Origin of the sequence: Ectothiorhodospira magna (assembly GCF_900110965.1) — a bacterium.
In the GTDB taxonomy this organism is placed as follows: Bacteria; Pseudomonadota; Gammaproteobacteria; order Ectothiorhodospirales; family Ectothiorhodospiraceae; genus Ectothiorhodospira; species Ectothiorhodospira magna.
This window is the reverse complement of sequence record NZ_FOFO01000007.1, coordinates 1-21,044: the sequence shown is the minus strand read 5'-3', so window position 1 is coordinate 21,044 and position 21,044 is coordinate 1. Positions and strand designations below refer to the sequence as shown.

General features: G+C 60.9%; 17 protein-coding genes, 1 tRNA gene and 3 pseudogenes. 20 read left to right on the top strand and 1 reads right to left on the bottom strand.

Annotated features, from left to right (window positions below):
* Positions 1–13 precede the first annotated feature (13 nt).
* The 9 genes from nuoH (at position 14) to BMX62_RS03995 (ending at position 8,152) form a co-directional block, all read left to right on the top strand.
* Entirely contained in the window at positions 14–1,066 is a 1,053-nt protein-coding gene (nuoH, locus tag BMX62_RS04035) for an NADH-quinone oxidoreductase subunit NuoH (RefSeq protein WP_420795804.1), read from the top strand.
* A gap of 15 nt (positions 1,067–1,081) precedes the next feature.
* Positions 1,082–1,573 (top strand): NADH-quinone oxidoreductase subunit NuoI, encoded by a 492-nt coding sequence (nuoI, locus tag BMX62_RS04030; protein WP_090204644.1) that lies wholly within the window; start codon positions 1,082–1,084, stop codon positions 1,571–1,573.
* A gap of 18 nt (positions 1,574–1,591) precedes the next feature.
* Positions 1,592–2,185, top strand: coding sequence for an NADH-quinone oxidoreductase subunit J (locus BMX62_RS04025; protein ID WP_090204639.1), 594 nt, complete (start codon positions 1,592–1,594; stop codon positions 2,183–2,185).
* 149 nt (positions 2,186–2,334) lie between these two features.
* On the top strand, positions 2,335–2,640 hold the full coding sequence (gene nuoK, locus BMX62_RS04020; RefSeq protein WP_090204636.1) for an NADH-quinone oxidoreductase subunit NuoK: 306 nt from the start codon (positions 2,335–2,337) through the stop codon (positions 2,638–2,640).
* Positions 2,641–2,643: 3 nt separating this feature from the next.
* A complete protein-coding gene (gene nuoL, locus BMX62_RS04015) occupies positions 2,644–4,644 on the top strand; it encodes an NADH-quinone oxidoreductase subunit L (protein WP_090204633.1) in 2,001 nt (666 codons plus the stop codon).
* A gap of 57 nt (positions 4,645–4,701) precedes the next feature.
* Positions 4,702–6,216 (top strand): NADH-quinone oxidoreductase subunit M, encoded by a 1,515-nt coding sequence (locus BMX62_RS04010; RefSeq protein ID WP_090204630.1) that lies wholly within the window; start codon positions 4,702–4,704, stop codon positions 6,214–6,216.
* A gap of 18 nt (positions 6,217–6,234) precedes the next feature.
* Positions 6,235–7,671, top strand: coding sequence for an NADH-quinone oxidoreductase subunit NuoN (gene nuoN, locus BMX62_RS04005; RefSeq protein ID WP_090204627.1), 1,437 nt, complete (start codon positions 6,235–6,237; stop codon positions 7,669–7,671).
* 10 nt (positions 7,672–7,681) lie between these two features.
* Complete coding sequence (locus tag BMX62_RS04000) at positions 7,682–8,008, top strand: DUF2818 family protein (RefSeq protein WP_090204622.1); 327 nt, start codon at positions 7,682–7,684, stop codon at positions 8,006–8,008.
* A 67-nt stretch (positions 8,009–8,075) separates the two neighbouring features.
* Positions 8,076–8,152, top strand: a tRNA-Met gene (locus tag BMX62_RS03995).
* 64 nt (positions 8,153–8,216) lie between these two features.
* Here BMX62_RS03995 and arsC read toward each other — a convergent pair.
* Complete coding sequence (gene arsC, locus BMX62_RS03990; protein ID WP_090204617.1) at positions 8,217–8,648, bottom strand: arsenate reductase (thioredoxin); 432 nt, start codon at positions 8,646–8,648, stop codon at positions 8,217–8,219.
* Between the two features lie 99 nt (positions 8,649–8,747).
* Here arsC and BMX62_RS03985 point away from each other — a divergent pair, with 99 nt between their 5' ends.
* From BMX62_RS03985 to BMX62_RS03940, 11 genes and pseudogenes are all read left to right on the top strand, one after another.
* Positions 8,748–9,746 carry a permease gene (locus BMX62_RS03985; protein ID WP_090204614.1) on the top strand — a complete coding sequence of 333 codons (999 nt, stop codon included), beginning with the start codon at positions 8,748–8,750 and terminating at the stop codon, positions 9,744–9,746.
* Between the two features lie 42 nt (positions 9,747–9,788).
* The gene (locus tag BMX62_RS03980; RefSeq protein ID WP_090204610.1) at positions 9,789–10,025 is read left to right on the top strand and encodes a thioredoxin family protein; all 237 of its coding nucleotides are present in this window, start codon (positions 9,789–9,791) and stop codon (positions 10,023–10,025) included.
* A 20-nt stretch (positions 10,026–10,045) separates the two neighbouring features.
* Positions 10,046–10,531 carry a CBS domain-containing protein gene (locus BMX62_RS03975; protein ID WP_090204605.1) on the top strand — a complete coding sequence of 162 codons (486 nt, stop codon included), beginning with the start codon at positions 10,046–10,048 and terminating at the stop codon, positions 10,529–10,531.
* Between the two features lie 36 nt (positions 10,532–10,567).
* Positions 10,568–11,860, top strand: a complete 1,293-nt coding sequence (locus BMX62_RS03970) for an arsenic transporter (RefSeq protein WP_090204602.1) — start codon at positions 10,568–10,570, stop codon at positions 11,858–11,860.
* 477 nt (positions 11,861–12,337) lie between these two features.
* Positions 12,338–12,610, top strand: a pseudogene (locus BMX62_RS13355) (response regulator); the annotation flags it as partial.
* A 92-nt stretch (positions 12,611–12,702) separates the two neighbouring features.
* Positions 12,703–13,029, top strand: a pseudogene (locus tag BMX62_RS13230) (Hpt domain-containing protein); the annotation flags it as partial.
* A gap of 105 nt (positions 13,030–13,134) precedes the next feature.
* Positions 13,135–13,350: pseudogene (locus BMX62_RS13055) on the top strand (SAM-dependent DNA methyltransferase); the annotation flags it as partial.
* Between the two features lie 136 nt (positions 13,351–13,486).
* A complete protein-coding gene (locus tag BMX62_RS03955; RefSeq protein WP_202906197.1) occupies positions 13,487–14,338 on the top strand; it encodes an Abi family protein in 852 nt (283 codons plus the stop codon).
* Between the two features lie 202 nt (positions 14,339–14,540).
* A complete protein-coding gene (locus BMX62_RS12810; protein ID WP_156055372.1) occupies positions 14,541–15,101 on the top strand; it encodes a hypothetical protein in 561 nt (186 codons plus the stop codon).
* 139 nt (positions 15,102–15,240) lie between these two features.
* Positions 15,241–15,477, top strand: a complete 237-nt coding sequence (locus tag BMX62_RS03945) for a hypothetical protein (protein ID WP_090204592.1) — start codon at positions 15,241–15,243, stop codon at positions 15,475–15,477.
* Positions 15,468–20,624 carry a RecQ family ATP-dependent DNA helicase gene (locus BMX62_RS03940; protein ID WP_090204589.1) on the top strand — a complete coding sequence of 1,719 codons (5,157 nt, stop codon included), beginning with the start codon at positions 15,468–15,470 and terminating at the stop codon, positions 20,622–20,624. The genes BMX62_RS03945 and BMX62_RS03940 overlap by 10 nt, the downstream gene beginning before the upstream one ends.
* Positions 20,625–21,044: the final 420 nt, after the last annotated feature.

Sequence of the window (21,044 nt, the reverse complement as noted above, 5' to 3'; positions counted from 1 at the left end):
CATGCAGCAAGCCATGATGGAATTCTGGGACGGGTTGCCAGTGATCATGCAGATCATGACCAAGATCATGATGATCGTCGGCCCCCTGTTGCTGGTGGTGGCCTACACCACCTTCGCCGAGCGCAAGGTGATCGGCTACATGCAGGTGCGGGTTGGCCCCAACCGGGTGGGGCCGCGGGGCTGGCTGCAGCCCATCGCCGACTCCCTCAAGCTGCTGCTCAAGGAAGTCATCATCCCCACCAACTCGGACAAGTACCTGTTCCTGATCGCCCCGGTACTGGCCATTGCCCCGGCCCTGGCGGTCTGGGCGGTGATCCCCTTCGATGATGGCATGGTGCTGGCCGACATCAACGCCGGCCTGCTGTATCTGCTGGCCCTGAGTTCGGTGGGTGTCTACGGCATCATCATCGCCGGCTGGGCCTCCAACTCCCGTTACGCCCTGCTGGGGGGGATGCGATCCGCCGCCCAGATCGTGTCCTACGAGATTGCCATGGGGTTTGCCCTGGTGGGGGTGGTGATGGCCGCCGGCAGTCTGAATCTGGGTGAGATCGTCATGGCCCAGCAGGGCAGTGTCTATCACTGGTTCCTGCTGCCCCTGTTCCCCCTGTTTCTGGTCTACCTGATCTCCGGGGTGGCAGAGACCAACCGTGCCCCATTCGACGTGGCGGAAGGGGAGTCGGAGATCGTGGCCGGTTTCCATGTGGAATACTCCGGCATGGCCTTTGCCATCTTCTTCCTGGCCGAATACGCCAACATGATCCTGATCTCGGCACTGACCGCCCTGCTGTTCCTGGGGGGCTGGCTGTCGCCTTTTGAAGGCATCCTGCCCGAGAGTGTCTTTGCCCTGCCGGTGATCGGCTGGCTGCTGGGCAGCGGCATTCACTGGCTGCTGATCAAGACCGCCTTCTTCCTGTTCTGTTTCCTCTGGTTCCGCGCCACCTTCCCGCGCTACCGCTATGACCACATCATGCGGCTGGGCTGGAAGGTGCTGATTCCCGTGACCATCCTGTGGCTGTTTGTGCTGGGCGTGGCGGTTGCCCTGGGCATCGGCCCCTGGTTCGCGTAAGGGAGGCATTTCATCATGAGCACGGCGATTCGCCAGTTCTTCAAGACCTTCCTGCTGTGGGAACTGCTGCTGGGCCTGAAACTGACGGGACGGCATCTGTTCTCCCGCAAGATCACCATCCAGTATCCGGACGAGACCACGCCGATCTCGCCCCGTTTTCGCGGCCTGCATGCCCTGCGCCGCTATCCCAACGGGGAAGAGCGCTGCATCGCCTGCAAGCTGTGCGAGGCGGTGTGCCCGGCGCTGGCCATCACCATCGAGTCGGAAGCGCGGGACGACGGCACCCGCCGCACCACCCGTTACGACATCGATCTGTTCAAGTGCATCTTCTGCGGCTTCTGCGAGGAGGCCTGCCCGGTGGATTCCATCGTCGAGACCCACATCATGCACTACCACTTCGAAAACCGTGGCGAGCAGATCATGACCAAGGACAAGCTGCTGGCCATCGGTGACAAATACGAGGCCCAGATTGCCGCCGCCCGTGCCGTCGATGCGCCCTACCGCTGATCAGGGGGACTGCCTTTCATGAGTTTCGAACAGTTTTTGTTCTACTTCTTCTCCGTCGTTCTGGTGGGGGCGGCCGTGGCCATGATCACGGTGCGCAACCCGGTGCACGCGGCCCTGTTCCTGGTGCTGGCCTTTTTCACCAGCGCCGCCCACTGGATCATGCTGGAGGCGGAGTTCCTCGGCATCCTGCTGGTGCTGGTGTACGTGGGGGCGGTGATGGTGCTGTTCCTGTTCGTGGTCATGATGCTGGACATCAACGTGGCCAGGGTCAGGGAAGGCTTTGTCCGGTTGCTGCCGGTGGGACTGGTGGTGGCCGTGGGCATGATGGTGGTGATGGCCATGGTGGTGGGGGCCAGGGTGTTCCAGGTGGAATCCCCCGGCCGCGCCGATGGGGACTACAGCAACACCAAGGCCATCGGTGAGTTGCTCTATACCGAATATGTCTATCCCTTTGAGATTGCCGCCGTGATCCTGCTGGTGGCCATCATCGCCGCCATCACCCTGACCTTGCGGCGCCGGCCCGACAGCCTTTACATGGACCCGGCGGAGCAGATCAAGGTGCAGCGAAAGGATCGGGTGCGCCTGATCAAGATGGAAGCGGAAAAGAAGTAGCGTCACATGGGCCGATGGACCCTGGATCCTGTTGTCATGGCCGGATCGGCATGGCGGGCGGATTTCAGGACTGAATCTACAGGGCTGAACGAAAACACCCAAGCGGGCGCCGTGGCGAGACCTGCGCTGGGCCAAAAACGGGACCAAGCATGATTCCTCTGTCGCATTACCTCATCCTTGGGGCGATCCTGTTCGCGCTGAGCGTCACCGGGATCTTCCTGAACAGGAAAAACCTGATCCTCCTGCTCATGTGCATCGAGCTCATGTTGCTGGCGGTGAACATGAACTTCATTGCCTTCTCCCATTACCTGGGGGATCTGGCGGGGCAGATCTTCGTGTTCTTCATCCTCACCGTGGCAGCGGCGGAGGCGGCCATCGGCCTGGCCATCCTGGTGCTGGTGTTCCGTAATCGACAGACCATCAACGTCCAGGATCTGGACGAGATGAAGGGGTAGGGCATGGATACTATCTATCTGCTCATCGTACTCGCCCCCCTGTTCGGGGCCATCGCCGCCGGTCTGTTCGGCCAGCAGCTCGGGCGGACCGGGGCGCATACCGCCACCATCGCCGGGGTGGCCGTCTCCTTCCTGCTCTCGCTGGTGGTGTTCTGGCACCACATGATCGGCGGGGCCGAGGTCTACAACGAGACCGTCTACACCTGGCTGGTCAGTGACGGCATCCGCTTCGAGGTGGGGTTCCTGGTGGACAATCTCACCGCTCTGATGATGCTGGTGGTGACCTTCGTTTCCCTCATGGTGCACATCTACACCATCGGCTACATGCGTGAGGACCCAGGCTATCAGCGTTTCTTCGCCCTGATTTCCCTGTTCACCTTCTCCATGTTGATGCTGGTGATGGCCAACAACTTCATGCAGCTGTTCTTCGGCTGGGAGGCCGTGGGCCTGGTGTCCTACCTGCTCATCGGCTTCTGGTTCAAGCGGCCCACCGCCATCCATGCCAACCTCAAGGCCTTCATCGTCAACCGGGTGGGGGACTTTGCCTTCGTGCTCGGGATTGCCGCCATCGTCTTCTACACCGGCAGCCTGGACTACGCCACCGTCTTCGGTCAGGCCGAAGGCATGTCCCAGGCCACCATCAGGGTGCTGCCGGGTACTGAATGGTCCCTGCTGACCGTGGCCTGCATCCTGCTGTTCATCGGTGCCATGGCCAAGTCGGCCCAGGTGCCCCTGCATGTGTGGCTGCCCGACTCCATGGAAGGCCCCACCCCCATCTCGGCCTTGATCCATGCCGCCACCATGGTGACGGCGGGGATCTTCATGGTGGCGCGCATGTCGCCCCTGTACGAATTCTCCGTGACCGCCCTGAGCTTCGTGCTCATCATCGGTGCCATTACCGCCTTCTTCATGGGGCTGGTGGGGCTGGTGCAGAACGACATCAAGCGGGTGGTGGCCTATTCCACCCTATCCCAGCTCGGCTACATGACGGTGGCCCTGGGCGCCTCCGCCTATGCGGCGGGCATCTTCCACCTCATGACCCATGCCTTCTTCAAGGCCCTTCTGTTCCTGGCCGCCGGTTCGGTGATCATGGCCATGCATCATGAGCAGGACATCCGTCGCATGGGTGGGCTGCGCAAGTACATGCCCATCACCTATGCCACCGCCCTGATCGGTTCCCTGGCGCTGATCGGTTTCCCGGGGCTGGCCGGCTTCTTCTCCAAGGACGGCATCATCGAGGCCGTGTCCCTGTCGGAGATTCCGGGGGCGGGTATTGCCTACGTGCTGATATTGCTGGGGGTGTTCGTCACCGCCCTGTACACCTTCCGCATGTTCTTCCTGGTATTCCACGGCGAGGAGCGTTTCCGCCATGGGGCACCCGGCACCAACCACGATCATGGACATGATCACGAGGGCCATGGTCACGGCCTCAAGGGAGATCCGAAGGAGTCACCCTGGGTGGTCACCGTGCCCCTGATCCTGCTGGCGATCCCCTCGGTGCTGGCGGGCTACTTCGTCGGTCCCCTGTTGTTTGGCGATGTCTTTGCCGGGGTGATTCATGTGGACGAGACCCGGGATGTACTGGCCCTTCTGGGCGAGGGTTATACCGGCGTCATGGGCTTCATCGCCCACGGCCTGGTGATGCCCCCCTTCTGGCTGGCGATGGCGGGTCTGGCCACGGCCTGGTTCATCTATATGAAACGCCCGGACCTGGCTGACAGCGCCCGTCGCCGTGCCCCCTGGGCCTACAACCTGCTCAGCCGGAGCTATGGCTTTGACCAGTTCAATGACGTGGTGTTCGCCAGGGGCACCCAACGCCTGGGGCAGTGGTTGTGGCGCTTTGGTGACACCCTGGTGATCGATACGGCCATCGTCAACGGCAGTGCCAGGACGGTGGGCTGGTTGTCCCGGCAGGTGCGTCATGTGCAGACGGGCTATGTGTATCACTACGCCTTCGCCATGATCATCGGTCTGCTGGTGCTCATCATGGCGTTTGCCTTCTAGCGCGGTCGTGCTGAGTGCAACGACAGGATCAACGCAGGATTCCACTGGGAAGAAATAATGTTCGCTGACTGGCCACTGCTCTCTCTTGTGATATGGACGCCGATTCTCGGCGGCCTGATCGTCCTGACCATGGGTGACCGGATGCCCGAGGCATCCCGGCGCGTGGGCCTGGCCTTCGCGGTGCTGACCTTCCTGGTGAGCATCCCGTTGTTCACCCAGTTCGACCGCGGCACCCACGAGATGCAATTCGTGGAGATGATCCCCTGGATCAGCACCTTCAACATCCATTACCACCTGGGCGTGGACGGGATCTCCATGCCATTGATCCTGCTCACCACCTTCATCACGGTGCTGGTGGTCATTGCCGCCTGGGAAGTGATACAGCATCGGGTGTCCCAGTACCTGGCTGCCTTCCTGATCATGGAGGGCCTGATGAACGGGGTCTTCTCGGCCCTGGACGCGGTGCTGTTCTACGTCTTCTTCGAGGCCATGCTGATCCCCATGTTCCTGGTGATCGGCATCTGGGGCGGCCCCAACCGGATCTACGCCACCCTCAAGTTCTTCCTCTACACTTTCCTGGGCTCGGTGTTTCTGCTCATCGGCCTGATCTATCTGTACACCCAGTCCGGCAGCTTCGCCATCCTGGACTTCCACCATCTGCCCCTGGGCATGACCGCCCAGATGCTGATCTTCCTGGGCATGCTGCTGGCCTTCGGGGTGAAGATTCCCATGTTCCCGGTCCATACCTGGTTGCCGGATGCCCATGTGGAGGCCCCCACCGGGGGGTCGGTGATCCTGGCGGCGATCATGCTCAAGATCGGTGGCTACGGATTTTTGCGCTTCTCCCTGCCCATCGCCCCGGACGCGGCCATGGCCCTGGACTGGCTGATGGTCACCCTGTCCCTGATCGCCGTGGTTTACATCGGCCTGGTGGCCCTGATGCAGCAGGACATGAAGAAACTGATCGCCTACTCTTCCATCGCCCACATGGGGTTTGTGACCCTGGGCTTCTTCATCGTCTTCATGATCTACAACAACACCGGTTCCTGGCAGGGGGCTGCCCTGGGGATCAGCGGCGGCATGGTGCAGATGATCTCCCACGGCCTGATTTCCGCAGCCATGTTCCTGAGTGTGGGGGTGCTCTATGACCGCATGCACAGCCGCCAGATCGCCGATTACGGCGGCGTGGCCAACACCATGCCCTGGTTTGCCGCCTTCTTCGTTCTGTTTGCCATGGCCAACACGGGACTGCCGGGTACCTCGGGGTTCGTGGGCGAGTTCATGGTGATCCTGGCCGCCTTCCGCGCCGACTTCTGGATTGCCCTGCTGGCCGCCACCACCCTGATCCTGGCCGCGGCCTATACCCTGTGGCTGGTGAAGCGGGTGGTCTACGGCGAGGTGGCCAATGACAACGTGGCCAAACTGACGGATGTGAACCGGCGTGAGTTCTGGGTGCTGGGCGTGCTGGCCTTTGCCGTGCTCCTTCTGGGGGTCTGGCCGGCGCCCCTGCTGGATGTGCTGGACGCCACCGTGGACAACCTGGTGCGGCATATCGCCGTTTCCAAGCTCTAAGCTCTCCTGGATGCCGATATGACCTTTGAGATTCCGGATTTCATCCCCGTCATTCCCGAGCTTTTCCTGCTGGGCATGGCCTGCTTCATCCTGGTGGCGGATCTGTTCATCCCCCAGGCCCGTCGGGACATCACCTACGGACTGACCCAGTTCACCCTGCTGGGCACCCTGATGCTGACCCTGTGGCTGGCCGCGCCGGAGGTGCGCATCACCATGTCCGGCACCTTCGTGGCCGATCCCATGTCGGATCTGCTCAAGTCGGTGGTGTTGCTGATCTCGGCGATGGTGTTTCTCTACGCCCGGCCCTACCTGATGACCCGGGGTTTATATCAGGGTGAGTTCTATGTATTGGGGCTGTTCGGTGTGTTGGGCATGATGGTGATGATCTCGGCCAACAATCTCATCACCCTCTATCTGGGGCTTGAACTGCTTTCCCTGTGCCTCTATGCCCTGGTGGCCTTCAACCGGGATTCCACCCAGGCGGCGGAGTCGGCCATGAAGTATTTCGTGCTCGGTTCCATCGCCTCGGGGGTGCTGCTCTACGGCATGTCCATGCTCTATGGCATCACGGGCACCCTGGACATCGCCGGCGTGACGGCAGGCATCCTCACCGCCTCCGGTGAATTCAACATGGCCCTGGTGTTTGCCCTGGCCTTCGTGGTGGTGGCCCTGGCCTTCAAGCTGGGGGCGGTGCCTTTCCACATGTGGTTGCCGGACGTATACCACGGCGCCCCCACGCCGGTGACCCTCTTCATCGGCACGGCCCCCAAGATCGCCGGTCTGGCCATCGTCATGCGCCTGTTGGTGGATGGCCTGGGGCCATTGCACGCGGACTGGCAGGGCATGCTGCTGATCCTGGCGGTGCTGTCCCTGGCGGTGGGCAACGTGGTGGCCATCGCCCAGACCAATATCAAGCGCATGTTCGCCTACTCCACCATTTCCCATGTGGGGTTCGTCCTGCTGGCGGTCATGGCCGGGACCACGGAGGGGAACGCGGCAGCCCTGTTCTACGTGATCGCCTATGCCCTGATGGCCGCTGGCGGTTTTGGCATGGTGCTGTATCTCTCCCGCCAGGGCCTTGAGGCAGACAATATCCAGGATTTCCGTGGCCTCAATGAGCGCAGTCCCTGGTTTGCCTTCATCATGCTACTGCTGATGGCGTCCATGGCGGGTCTGCCGCCCACCCTGGGCTTCTATGCCAAGCTGGCGGTGCTCCAGGCCGTGGTGCAGGTGGGCTTCATCTGGGTGGCCGTGTTCGCCGTGCTGATGTCGGTGATCGGCGCCTTCTACTACCTGCGCATCATCAAGTTCATGTACTTCGACAAGCCGGAAGACCAGACCCCGCTGTCCCGGGGCATGGATGTGAACGTAGTGCTGTCGGTCAACGGTCTGTTGATGCTGGGACTGGGGATCTTTCCTGGCATCCTGATGTCTCTTGCCGCAGCGGCTCGATAGGGGAGGGGGTATGGATCTCTTGCAGGTGACTGTATGGCTTTATCTTCTCATTGCCCTGGTGGCGGCCAACCTGCCGTGGCTCAACGAGCGGGTGTTGTTTGTCCTGACGCCGCGAGGGAATGAAAAGCCGGCCTTCATCCGTTTTCTGGAATGGGGGGTACTCTACGTCGTGGTGGTGGCCATTGGCCTCGGGCTGGAGCGCCTGGTCACCGGCACGATCCATGCTCAGGGCTGGCAGTTCTATGCCATCACCCTGTCCATGTTTGCCGTGTTTGCCATGCCCGGATTCATCTATCGGCACGATCTGCGCCGGCACCTGATCCACCGTGGTGCATGAGTTGCAAAAAAATGAGATAAAACCCTTGCATTATCCGGGCAAGGTCATTAATATACACAGCCTCAGTTGCGGGGTGGAGCAGTCTGGCAGCTCGTCGGGCTCATAACCCGAAGGTCGCAGGTTCGAATCCTGCCCCCGCTACCACATTCGAAGTAAGAAAAAACCCGCGTCCGGTTATCTAGGCGCGGGTTTTTTCGTTTCAGCTTCTTCAGCGCTTCAGATCCGCCAGCAGGGCGCTCACCCGGGCCTGGATCTCGTCCCGTATCTGTCTGAAGGCCAGGGTGATGTCTTCTTCAGTACCGGTGGCCTTGGCCGGGTCCGTCAGGGGCCAGTGCAGACGACGGGTGCCCGGGGGCAGCAGGGGGCAATGTTCGTCCGCGTGCCCGCAGACCGTCACCACCAGATCCACTTCCGCCAGCATGGCATCGGTGACACGGGTGGATTCCTGGCCGCTGATGTCGATCCCCAGTTCCGCCATGGCCAGAATGGCCCGGGGGTTCTTGCCGTGGGCCTCGATCCCTGCCGACTGGATCCGGAAGGCGTCACCACCCAGGTGGCGGGCAAAGCCTTCGGCCATCTGGGAGCGGCAGGCGTTGCCGGTGCAGAGAAACAGGATGCTGGGCGTGTTGGATGAAGTCATGGACAGGGACTCTGGTGGATGGCTGGATATTTGTTATTGCGAATATGTGGTATGAAGCATATCTTGTCTCCATGACTCGAGAATGACCTAAGAGAGGGCATGCTGGAAATCTTCAATCAACTGGCCACCCTTCTGGTCTTCACGCTGGCGGGCCTGGATCCCTCGACGGCCCTGGGCGTCGCGGCCCATTTTTTTGTTGCCAGCGTCACCAAGATCTTCGCCCTGCTGCTGGTGCTCATCTACGTGCTGGCCCTGCTGCGTGCCTCCCTGGACCTGGAACGCATGCGAGCCTTCCTGGCCGGACGCAACCGCTTTTTCGGTTACCTGATGGGTTCCACCTTCGGGGCGATCACCCCTTTCTGCTCCTGCTCCAGTGTGCCGGTCTTCATCGGTTTTACCACCGCGAGGATTCCCATCGGCATCACCATGTCCTTTTTGATCACCTCGCCCATGATCAATCAGGTGGCTATCGTCCTGCTCTGGGGGCTGTTGGGCTGGCAGATCACCCTGCTGTATGTGGCGGTGGGGTTTGCCGTGGGCATGTTGGGCGGGGCCTTTCTCGATGCCATTCGTGCCGAACGATGGCTGCAGCCGTTTCTGGCCAAGGCTTACGCCGAGGCTTCGACGGATAACGTGGAGGCACCGGAGCGTCGTCGTCTGAGCCTGAAGCAACGTCATGAGTTCGCCCGCGATGAAACCCTGGAGATCCTGCGGCGGGTCTGGAAATGGGTGTTCATCGGCGTGGGTCTGGGGGCGGCCTTATACGGTTTTGTCCCCGACGACTGGGTGGAGACCCACCTGGCGGATGGGGCCTGGTGGCAGGTGCCCCTGGCGGTGTTGATGGGGATTCCACTGTATACCAATATCACCGGTGTGGTGCCGGTGATGGAGAGTCTGTTGCTCAAGGGCCTGCCCATCGGCACCACGCTGGCTTTCTGCATGAGCACGGTGGCGGCCAGTTTCCCCGAGTTTGTGCTGCTCAAACAGGTGATGCAGTGGCGGTTGCTGGTGATCGTGTTCGCCATGTTGCTGGTGTCCTTCACCCTGATCGGGTGGATTCTCAATGCCCTGGGGCCGCTGCTGTCGGGCATGATGTAGCCCCAGGGGACAGGCCATTTTTTCAATGACTGGAGGTGAATCATGAAAGAGATCAAGGTGTTGGGCATCGGCTGCGCCCGCTGTCAGGATACCGCCCGGCTCATCGAGCAGGTGGTGGGGGAGATGGGCGTGGAAGCTCGGGTCACCAAGGACACCCGTCCCGAGGCCCTGGTGGAATACAAAGTGATGTCCACCCCGGCCGTGGTGATCGACGATACCCTGATACACAGCGGTTCCATGCCGAAAGCCGAACAGGTGCGGCAGTGGTTTTCTGACTGATCCAGACCGAGGAGGCAACCATGCGCATACAGGATCTGATGACGCCGGACCCGCTCGGTGTCAGACCGGATACTCCCATTCAGCGGGTGGCCCGCCTGCTGGTGAAGCACCGCGTCAACAGCCTGCCCGTGGTGGATGAAGGCGATGTGCTGGTGGGCATCATTACCTCCGGCGACCTGACCCACCGCATGGCGGATGCGCGAGTGGAGACGCGGACGGCTTGGTGGAAGGAGTCCCTGTACCGTTCTCCCCTGGGGGATGCCTCCAGCGACGACCCCAACCGCATCGGCGGTCGGACCGCGGGCGAGGTGATGACCCGGCAGCTACTCACCCTGCAACCGGAAGATGACATGAGCGTGGCCGCCCGATTGTTCATCAACCACGGTATCCAGGCGCTGCCGGTGGTGGTGGAGGGGCGGCTGGTGGGCATCGTATCCCGCTTTGATCTGCTCAAATGCCTGGCGGATGACCCCGGCTGCTGCAATCCGTTTCGTGCCGATACCTGACCCCGTAACCACCCAACCCGATCCCAGGACACCTCCATGCTGTTGACCGCCCTGACGATCTTCATCGTCACCATCACCCTTGTCATCTGGCAGCCCAAGGGGCTGGGCATCGGCTGGAGTGCCCTGGGGGGCGCGACCCTGGCCCTGGCCACGGGGGTGGTGCAGTTTTCCGACGTACCCATTGTGGTGGATATCGTCTGGAACGCCACGCTCACCTTTGTCTTCATCATCATCATCTCCCTGATCCTGGACGAGGCCGGTTTCTTTGAATGGGCGGCCCTGCATGTGGCCCGCTGGGGCAGGGGGAGCGGCCTGCGCCTGTATTGTTTCATCATCCTGCTGGGCGCAGTGGTGGCCGCCATGTTCGCCAACGACGGCGCCGCCCTCATGCTCACCCCCATTGTGCTGGAGATGCTCCTGGCCCTGGGCTTCACCGCCGGGGCGGCCTTTGCCTTCGTCATTGCCGCGGGCTTCATCGCCGACACCGCCAGCCTGCCTCTGGTCACCTCCAATCTGGTGAACATCGTCTCGGCGGACTTCTTCGGCATCAACTTCCGCGAGTACGCCGCCGTGATGATGGCGGTCAACGCCGTCTCGGTGACCGCCTCGTTGGCTATCCTGTATCTGTTCTTCCGCAAACAGATCCCCCGCACCTACAGCCTGGATGGCCTGCGCAGGCCCGAACAGGCCATCAAGGACCCGGCCGTGTTCAAGGCGGGCTGGGGCGTGCTGGCCCTGCTGCTGTTCTGCTTTCTGGTGATCGAGCCCATGGGCGTGCCCATTTCCGCCATGGTGGGTCTGGGTGCCGCCATCCTGCTGGCCGTGGCCGCCCGGGGACATGTGATTTCCACCCGCCGGATCTTCGTCAGTGCCCCCTGGCAGATCGTGATTTTCTCCGTGGGCATGTATCTGGTGGTCTACGGCCTGCGCAATGCCGGGCTGACGGCGGACATCGCCCTTGTCCTGGACTGGATCGGCCAGTATGGCGTGACGGCGGCGGCGGTGGGGACCGGCTTCATCGCCGCCTTCTTTTCCTCCATCATGAACAACATGCCCGGGGTGATGGTGGTGGCCCTGTCCATCGACGAGGCCAATGTGACCGGCGTGGTCAAGGAGGCAATGATCTATGCCAACATCATCGGTTCCGACCTGGGGCCGAAGATCACCCCCATCGGCAGTCTGGCCACCCTGTTGTGGCTGCATGTGCTGGCACGGCGCGGCATCAAGATCACCTGGGGGCAGTATTTCAGGATCGGCATCCTGATCACGCCGCCGGTGCTGCTGGTCACGCTGCTGGCCCTGGCCGGGTGGCTGTCGTTGATTCGCTGATCAACCCGGCAGGCAGAGATTGAGCGAGGTACAATCCTTTGGTCCAAGATCCTTTCGGCGCTTTTGCTGTTCATCGGCTATCTGGTCAACTACCCCCGACTGAAGTCGGGGGCTTGTGAAAGCAAGCTGGGTTGACCAGCCTGAGCCCGCCTGAGCAGGACGCTCGAAAGGGGCTACGTTTGTAACAGGTCGTCAAGACCCACCGGCGGATGCTTCCTCAGTCCGCCGCTCTGGAAGGTTGGGATCATGCTGGCGAAAGGTAAAGCGCCGAAGGTTCCAGTCGCCGCCGCAAGGCGGGAGCCGGTTGCAGACATTGGCGAGGGGAGACAGGGCCAAAGCCCTGCGTCACTGGTGCCCTTTACGGGGCAGAGCTTTGCGGCCCTGTGGGTGAAAGGCCCACACCCTTTTTCGGCGACTGCAGTCCGCAGCCGCAATTCCTCCCACGATTGAAATCGCGGGTTTCCTTGCGGAGAGAATATGAAGTTGGACAGCCTCGATTCTGGAGAAGCCGGGGTGGAAGCCATCTGCAAGGCCGATGACCAGGACAGGGCTTATGACTTGGTGATCGTGGACTGGCGCATGCCCGCCATGGACGGCCTGACCACGGTCCAGAAGATCCAGGCCCTGGATCTGAAGCATCGACCGGACTTCCTCATGGTCACCGCCTACGGCAGCGACCTCACCCACGAGGAAACCACTTCGGCGGGCATCAACCTGGTGCTGCCCAAACCCGTCACCCGTTCCTCCCTGCAGGATGCACTGGGCACCCTGCTCTGCAGCAATACCGGGCCATCACCGGCCCGTGACATGAATACCGCCATGCTGGAAAGCCTGCTCAGGGCATGGTGCTGGCCCGCTTGGCTGAAGTGGAGGGGCTGGACACTGGGGTGGGGCTGCGCATGCTGCGCGGCGATGGTCAGCGCTATCAGGGACTGCTCCGGCAGTTCATCGAACTGCACGGCGATGATGCCCTGGACATGTGGCAATCGGTGGAATGCGAAGATCTACCTGGTCTGGCCTGTCAGGCCCACAGCCTCAAGGGGGCGAGCGGTACCCTGGGGGCCATCCGGATTCAGTCTCTGGCTGGTGCGCTGGAGAAGGCCGCCCGCAGGGGGGATGAAGCAGGACAGTGCACCCTGCTGCTGGCCCAGTTGGACGAACAGCTGCAGGCGCTCGTGGATGCCCTTCAGGGCATTCTGGTAACCCCTGACCCTGTGGCCATTCCATCCTCGTCGTCCGAGGATCTGACGTCGATACTGCTGCAATTGCGAGGCTACCTGGAGGAGGTGAAGCCCCACATCCCCGATGCCTGGATCGACGAGGGCAAGCGCGACCCGCTGGACGGAGAAATCGGCATTGTTGGCTTTGAGATTCCCTTCAACCGGCATTTTTACACGTTCACCCCGCCCCGCCCGCTGGAAGAGATCGATGCGGATCTGAAGGCTTGCACGGATCGGATCAAGCGGATGATTGAGGCGTTGTCGGCGTGAGGCATGGGTTTGAAACGGGTTTTCGGCCACAATCGTTGACAGTGGGTGGGACATTGCATAGCATGGTGGTTAACGCACCCGCCATGCCTCTCGTTGAAGCACACTTTGGCGGGTTTTTTGTGCCCGGAGGTCGTTCATGAACGACTTCTGCAAGCCAGCACACAGCATAAAGGAGCAGATTGAAACCCTGCGCAAACGCGGCTTAGTGATACCCGACCAAGATCGGGCACATCATTACCTGTCTAATATCAGCTATTTCCGTCTGTCGGCCTATACGCGCCCCTTCTATCAACCCGGCCTCCAGAAACACCGATTCATAGAGGGGGTCAGCTTCGACGATGTGCTGCAGCTGTACGTCTTCGATCGCGAATTGCGTCTGTTGCTGCTGGACGCCATTGAGCGGCTGGAAGTTGCTCTCCGCGCCCAGTTAGGCAATACCCTCGCCGAGCATCATGGTCCGCATGGTTACCTGAATCCAGATCTTTTCGACACCCGCTACAAGCATGGCTGGCTACTGGAAAGGCTGGAAAAAGTCAGTCAAGGGCGCGAGATTGAGTCCTTCCTGGACCATTACCGCAAGACCTACCATAAGGCACCCAGTCAACCACCCATCTGGATGGCAGTCGAACTGCTGACCTTCAAAGAGGCCTCGACGCTATTTGCGAATCTACGGCTTCCCAAAGACACCCAGCGCATCGAACGTCACTTTGGCTGGAAGATGCCGGTGTTGCGTTCTTGGTTCCGCAGCCTCTCCGATCTGCGCAACGTCTGCGCTCACCACGGTCGCGTATGGAACCGCGAATTCGGCAGTCGTCCTGAGATGCCGAAGAAGGTTCAGATTGACTGGCCCGACATCCCCACCGCTATTACAACAGGTTCTCGTGAGCATCCAGAGCAGCGTCTTGATCCCCGGCGTCGGCTTTACCTGCAGCTGATTGTGATTGAATCCCTGATGCGGGTTGTATCACCCGGCAGACCAATGGTCTGAACGACTTGTGATGTTGCTGGACCAGTATCCCCAGGTTTCACGCCCGCACATGGGTTTCCCAGGCCACTGGGACACGGAGCCTTTCTGGCGAGATGCGGTCACTAATGCGAGACAGGGAGTGGGGTCATGAGTTTTCCAATGTATCCAGAGTACAAGGACTCCGGCGTTGAGTGGTTGGGGGAGGTGCCGGCGCATTGGGATTTTGGTAAAGTTCGCTATTTCGCTAAACTGGAGTCTGGACACACTCGCCGAAGCTGTGCAGGCAGGACAGCGGCCCAGCCTCAAGGACACAGCAGCCATCAATGCCACGCGCAACACCCTGGCCGAGCGGATGCAAGCCACCGGCCTACCGGTCGAGTATGGTACCTGCGGTCAGACCAAGTACAACCGGACCCAGCTCGGTTACCCGAAGGGCCACTGGATTGACGCGGCTTGTCTTGGAGCGTCCGGAGAAGTCGTCCGGCTGAACCCGGAACAGCGCCCTCTCACCATCAAAGCCACTGGCCATGGCAAGCGCCAGCATGCGCGACTCAACCGGTTCGGATTCCCTCGGGGCCATAAGCCGCAGGCGCGCTCCTATCGCGGCTTTCGCACTGGCGATCAGGTCAAAGCCGTAGCCGGCAAGGCGAAAGGATGTGCTGGCCGGGCCTCCATCCGATTCCGGCCCTGTTTCGTACTGCAGCAGGCGATTAACAGAATAGACGGGATTCACCCCCGCGACTTGATCGTGCAGCAGCGGAGTGACGGTTACACTTATGTCTAAAGCAAGAGACGGCGCTTCCCCTCCCACCAGGCCCGATGGGCTATGGTGGGAGCACCCGCGCCGAATTTTTGGTGGATGCGTGGGCTTTGTACAACAATTCCGGCCAACAACCGGTGCTGCTGGATTGGAGCGAAAAACCGTGAACAAACAACCCATCGAAACCGCCCGCGATGCCGACCTGCGCCTGTCGCCGCAAGCCATGCAGCGCGCCGCACGGCGGGCACGGGAACTCGCCGCGCAAACCGGTACGGCGATTGTGGTCAGCCGTGATGGCGTGATCGAGCACATCCACCCGCGGCTGGACGCAAAAGGGTCGTCGGTTCAGAGCAAGGGCGCCGCAAGATTGGGGGCACGAAAGACGACAGGATGGCACTGACACCGCAGCCTAAATGCCTGATCTTCGATTTGGAAACCGTTCCGCATCAGGACGGTGATAATCCAAAAGTCATCAAGATCGGCGCCCTGAGGCCCGATACCGGCGAAACACTGGAGCTGAATACAGGCACCCGACTCGAGGCCGCGCTCGCACGACTGGATGCGATGTGTGCCGGTGCCAGCTTCGTGCTGGGTCACAATGTCCTGGCCCATGACCTGCCGTTGCTGCGTGAGGTGGCGCCCGATCTGGCATTGTTGCGGCGACCGGTCATCGACACGTTGCGCCTGTCGCCGTTGGCATTTCCACAAAACCCCTACCATCGACTGATCAAGGATTACAAGCTGATCCGTGACAGCCTCAATTCGCCCCTGTCGGATTGCCGTTCAACGCTGACGCTCTTTACCGACCAGAAAGTGGCCTTCGAAAGGCTTTTTCAGGCCAATGCCGAAGAATTGCTCTGCTACCAAGCCTTGATCGCACCGCGGCCAGGGCCCGGCCTGGGTAATTTTTTCTTTTCTCTGACCCGGCAGGCGCCGAGATCCATTGAGACAGTAGCCTCATCCCTGCCGACGTTGTTGGCTGAAACCGACCCGGGATTAGATCGTCAGCTCAAGGTTTGCCGAGTTCGTCTGACGACATTGGTTGAACAGAATCTGCACCGGCCAGAACTCCACTGGCCGATTGCCTATGTACTGGCCTGGCTAAGGGTATCAGGTGGCAATTCAGTGCTCGCGCCCTGGGTGCGCTACCAGTTTCCGGTGGTGGGTCAGCTGATTGCCGAGTTGCGCGATCAACCCTGCGATGATCCGTCCTGCAGTTACTGCCGCACAACACATGACCCTCGACAGGCGCTCAAGCGCTACTTCGGTTTCGACGATTTCCGTTACGAGGCAAGCGGTCAAAGCATGCAGCATGACATTGTGCTGGCTGGGATGCGTGGTCAGTCCGTGCTGGCGGTGTTGGCCACCGGGGGTGGGAAATCCCTCTGCTACCAGCTACCGGCCCTCAGTCGCTACCACCGTAATGGGAGTCTGACGGTCATTATTTCTCCGCTGCAGTCACTGATGAAGGACCAAGTGGATGGCTTGCTTGCCCGCAACGTGCAGTGCGCCGCGGCATTGAATGGGCTGCTGACCATGCCAGAGCGCTCGGATGTGTTGGAGAAGATCCAGCTGGGTGATGTGGGCATGTTGCTGGTGTCACCCGAGCAATTCCGGAATATGGCTTTTCGCAAGGCGATCGCCAATCGGCAGGTTGGCGCCTGGATCTTTGATGAAGCGCACTGCCTGTCGAAGTGGGGCAATGACTTTCGGCCGGATTATCTGTACGCGGCCCGCTTCATCCGGGAATTTACCGGGGGCGGTGCGCTTGCGCCGATTGGGTGTTTCACCGCGACCGCCAAGCAGGATGTGCTGGACGATATCCGCACCCATTTCCTGACGGAGCTGGGCATCCACTTCACCTCGTTTATTGGCACACCCGAACGCTCGAACCTGCATTTCGAGGTTTTTCCAGTGCAGGCAGGTGAAAAGTTTGCGCGCACGCATCAACTGCTCACCGAGGAGTTAAGAGGCCGCGGGGGTGGCGCGGTGGTGTTTGTCTCCAGCCGGAAGAAAGCCGAGGCACTGGCCGATTTTCTGATAGGCCAGGGATGGACCTGCAAGCATTTTCACGCCGGTTTGCAGCCCCACGAGAAGAAGGATATCCAGGACGATTTCATCCGGGGGGATTTACAGGCGATCGTGGCCACCAACGCCTTCGGGATGGGGGTTGATAAATCGGATGTGCGCGTGGTGATCCACGCGGACATCCCTGGCTCACTGGAAAACTACCTGCAGGAGGCCGGCCGCGCCGGACGAGATCAGGAAGACGCACGCTGTGTGCTGCTCTACGATCCGCAGGATATCGAAACCCAGTTCGGGCTCAGCGAGCGCTCACAGCTCGGCTTCAGGGATATCCAGCAAATCCTCAAGAAGCTGCGCCATGAGGCGGCTCGGCGAAAGGGCGGGCATGTGGTGATCACCGCCGGCGAGATTCTGCAGGACGAAGGGGTACACACCAGCTTTGAGGCGGACGACCGGGATGCCGAAACCAAGGTGGTCACCGCCATTGCCTGGCTGGAACGCAGACAGTTCCTGCGCCGTGAGGAAAACCATACCAGGGTCTTTCCCGCCAAGTTGCGCCTGACCGCGGAGGAGGCCGAAAACCGGCTAAAACGCGCACAGCTGCCACAGCGCAGGCAAGAGGAATTTCTTGCGCTCCTGCGGTATCTGTACGCGGCTGACGCCGATGAGCGTATCAACACGGACCAGTTGATGCGGCTCACTGGGCAGACCAACGAGGAGGTGACTGGCGCACTCAGGCAGCTCGAAGCCTTGGGCTTGTTGGAGAACGATTCACAACTCACCCTCTATCTGCGCCATGGCATCGCGGGTGCGTCCAGTGAACGTCTCAATCGCTGCCTGGCTCTGGAAAAAGGCCTGTTCAAGACGTTGCGGGAACTGGCGCCAGATGCCGAAGATGGCAGTTGGCAGGATCTGAACCTGCAACCACTGACGACGCTGTTACGCGAGCAATGCGGCCAGCCGAATTTGCTGCCACTGCATGTGACCCGCCTGCTACACAGCCTCGCGCTCGACCGTGATGGCGACAGCCAACAACGCAGCAGCTTCGAGCTCAAGCAGATCAACCGTGACTATCTCAAACTGCGCATTCGCGGTGGATACCGCTGGTCGCAAATCGAGGGGCTGGGTGAAAAACGCCGTGACATCGCGGCGGTTCTCTTGCCCTTTGTGCTCGCCAAGCTGCCGTCCGGGCAACGCGGCAAGGATTTACTGGTTCAGACCACCTTCGGTGAGTTGTTGCAGCTGTTCAGAGACGGGACGCGTCTGGCCGCCACCATCAAGCCCGAGCAGCGGCAAAAGGCCATCGAGCATGTCCTGCTGTACCTGCACAACCAGGAAGTGCTGACCCTCAACCACGGCATGACGGTGATGCGCAGGGCAATGACCATCGATATCAACCCCGAAAAGCAGGGGCAGCGCTATCTCAAGGACGACTACCGATGGCTGGACGAACACTATCGCGAGCGGCGTATTCAGGTGCACGTGATGCGCGAGTATGCCGAAGTGGCCCTCAAGGAGATGGCCGATGCGCTCCGCCTGGTCATGCATTACTTCACGCAGACCAAGGACGATTTTCTACGGCAGTACTTCGCGGGCAGGGAAGATATCCTCCAGCTGTCCACCAGCGAGTGTTCCTGGAGGTCGATCATTGACACACTCAACGCCACCCAAAAGGCCATTGTTACCGACCATCAGGATCACAACCGGCTGGTCCTGGCGGGGCCTGGCTCGGGCAAGACGCGGTTAGTGGTCCATCGCATTGCCTATTTACTACGCGTGCGGCGCGTGCCCGCGTCGGCCATCATCGCGCTCACCTTCAACCGACATGCGGCCAATGAGATTCGGCAACGACTGCTCGCCCTGGTGGGTCACGACGCCATTGGGCTCACCGTGCTCACCTATCATGCCATGGCAATGCGACTCACCGGCACGAGCTTTGACCGCCGGGACGCGGTGGAATCCGGGGAACTTGAGGCCATCCTGGATCGCGCGGCGGATCTGCTTGAGGGGCGTGCGTCTGTCGAGGGTGAGGATGATCTGCGCGAACGGTTGTTGCGGGGGTATCGCTACATCCTGGTGGATGAGTATCAGGACATCGACGACCGCCAGTACCGCCTGGTCAGCGCGCTGTCGAAGCGGCATGAGGACCAGGAGGGCGACCTGTGCATTCTGGCCGTGGGCGACGACGATCAAAACATCTACCAGTGGCGCGGCGGCAGCAACCGGCATATCGAGCGGTTTTGCGAGGAGTATGGCGCGGCAGTCAGTTATCTGGTCGAGAACTACCGATCCAGCGGAGCGATTATTCTTGCCGCCAACCGGTTGATCGAGACCCATACCGCGCGGCTGAAGGCCGACCATCCGATTCGCATCAACCAGGCGCGGGCCAATGAGTCGCTGGGGGGAGAATGGGAGGGGAGGGACGCACAGCGGCAGGGGTGTGTCCTGAGAATCACCTTGCCGGCAACAGACCGATCATGCGGCAACCTGCAGGCTCAAGCGGCCATCGCGGAACTGCGGCGTCTCAATGATCTGGCGCCACGGCACGACTGGCAGGGTCTTGCCGTGCTTGCACGGAGCCACCGTTACCTGTGGCCGGTACAGGCGTTATGTGAGCGCGATGGGATCGCCTACTTCATGGCGTCGGATAAGCAGGGCACCCTGCCGCTGACACGTCAGCGCCCGTTCGTGACGCTTGTTGCCCATCTTCGCGAGACTGCTGAGTCCTGGCTCACCGCGGCCAGGGTGGTGGATATGGTCAAAAACCTGGCTTTGGATCCGGTCTGGCGCAGCTTCTTCGATACGGCCTTCGAGCAACTGTCCGGTGAGTATGGCGATTGCCATTTCTCCCCTGAGACCGTGATTGGGTGGCTCTACGACTATACCCGGGAGATCCGGCAGCAAGCGCGGCCGGGGTTGTTCCTCGGCACGGTTCATGCGGCCAAGGGGCTCGAGTTCTGTCACGTCGTGTTGCTGGATGGATGCTGGGAGGTATCCCGCGAATCGGTGGAGGAGGCCCGACGACTGTACTATGTGGGGATGACGCGCGCCGAGGAAACGCTGACGCTGTGTGATTTTGAACCGGGCAATGCCTTTGTGAGATCACTTGGTGACCGTGTGCAGTCTCGCTGCTTTGAGGGGCAGCATGATCAGGCACTGGAGACCCGTTACCAAACGCTCTCCCTCGGTGAGGTCGACATCGGCTGGGCCGGCCGGCAGGCCCCGGATGCACCGGTGCATGAGGCAATACGCAGACTCGAACCCGGTGATCCTCTGGAATGGCGAGTGGACGGGGATCGCTATGCGCTATTCGATGGGGATGGCCGCAAGGTAGGACGGACCGCGAAAGCATTCAAGGGAGCATACGCGCCCGAGGCCTGTGAGGTCGCCGGTATTGTGACACGCTACCAAGAGGACAGCGAGCCGGCATTTCGCGCCAGTGTACGATGCGAGCAGTGGGAAGTGGTCGTGCCACGGCTGCGGTGGAGGGAAAACGCTCGAAGGCGGGATGGCGAGATCTGAGTAAGGAGAAGATCAGCTCAGATCGTTGTGCGGCTGGATATGCCGCGCACGTGGATGGAAGCAGGCACCGTCGATGTAGCCCACGAGCCAAGCAGCGCAGACTTGCCCAGATTGCGTGTATGCCGACTTGTTGTCGGTGAAATCCTCGTTCTGTAGCAATCGCAACAGCTCCTCGCCTGTGATGCCCGGGTTAGACTCGACTGCCGAATATACCTTCCCCATCACCGACGTTCGACTCTTTGGCTCTTTGGGTCCCACCATCAACCGGATATGCCGAAGCTTGAACTTGTCCGGGATGGCGTCGAAGCTCCCTGCTGCTGCTTGCTCAGCAAAAACCCGCGTGAACCCTCGCCCACTCGGGCGGGGAGGTCAGCGGGGGCCGCGCAAGCGGCCCTATTCTGGTGTCTTCTGCCCCTGAGC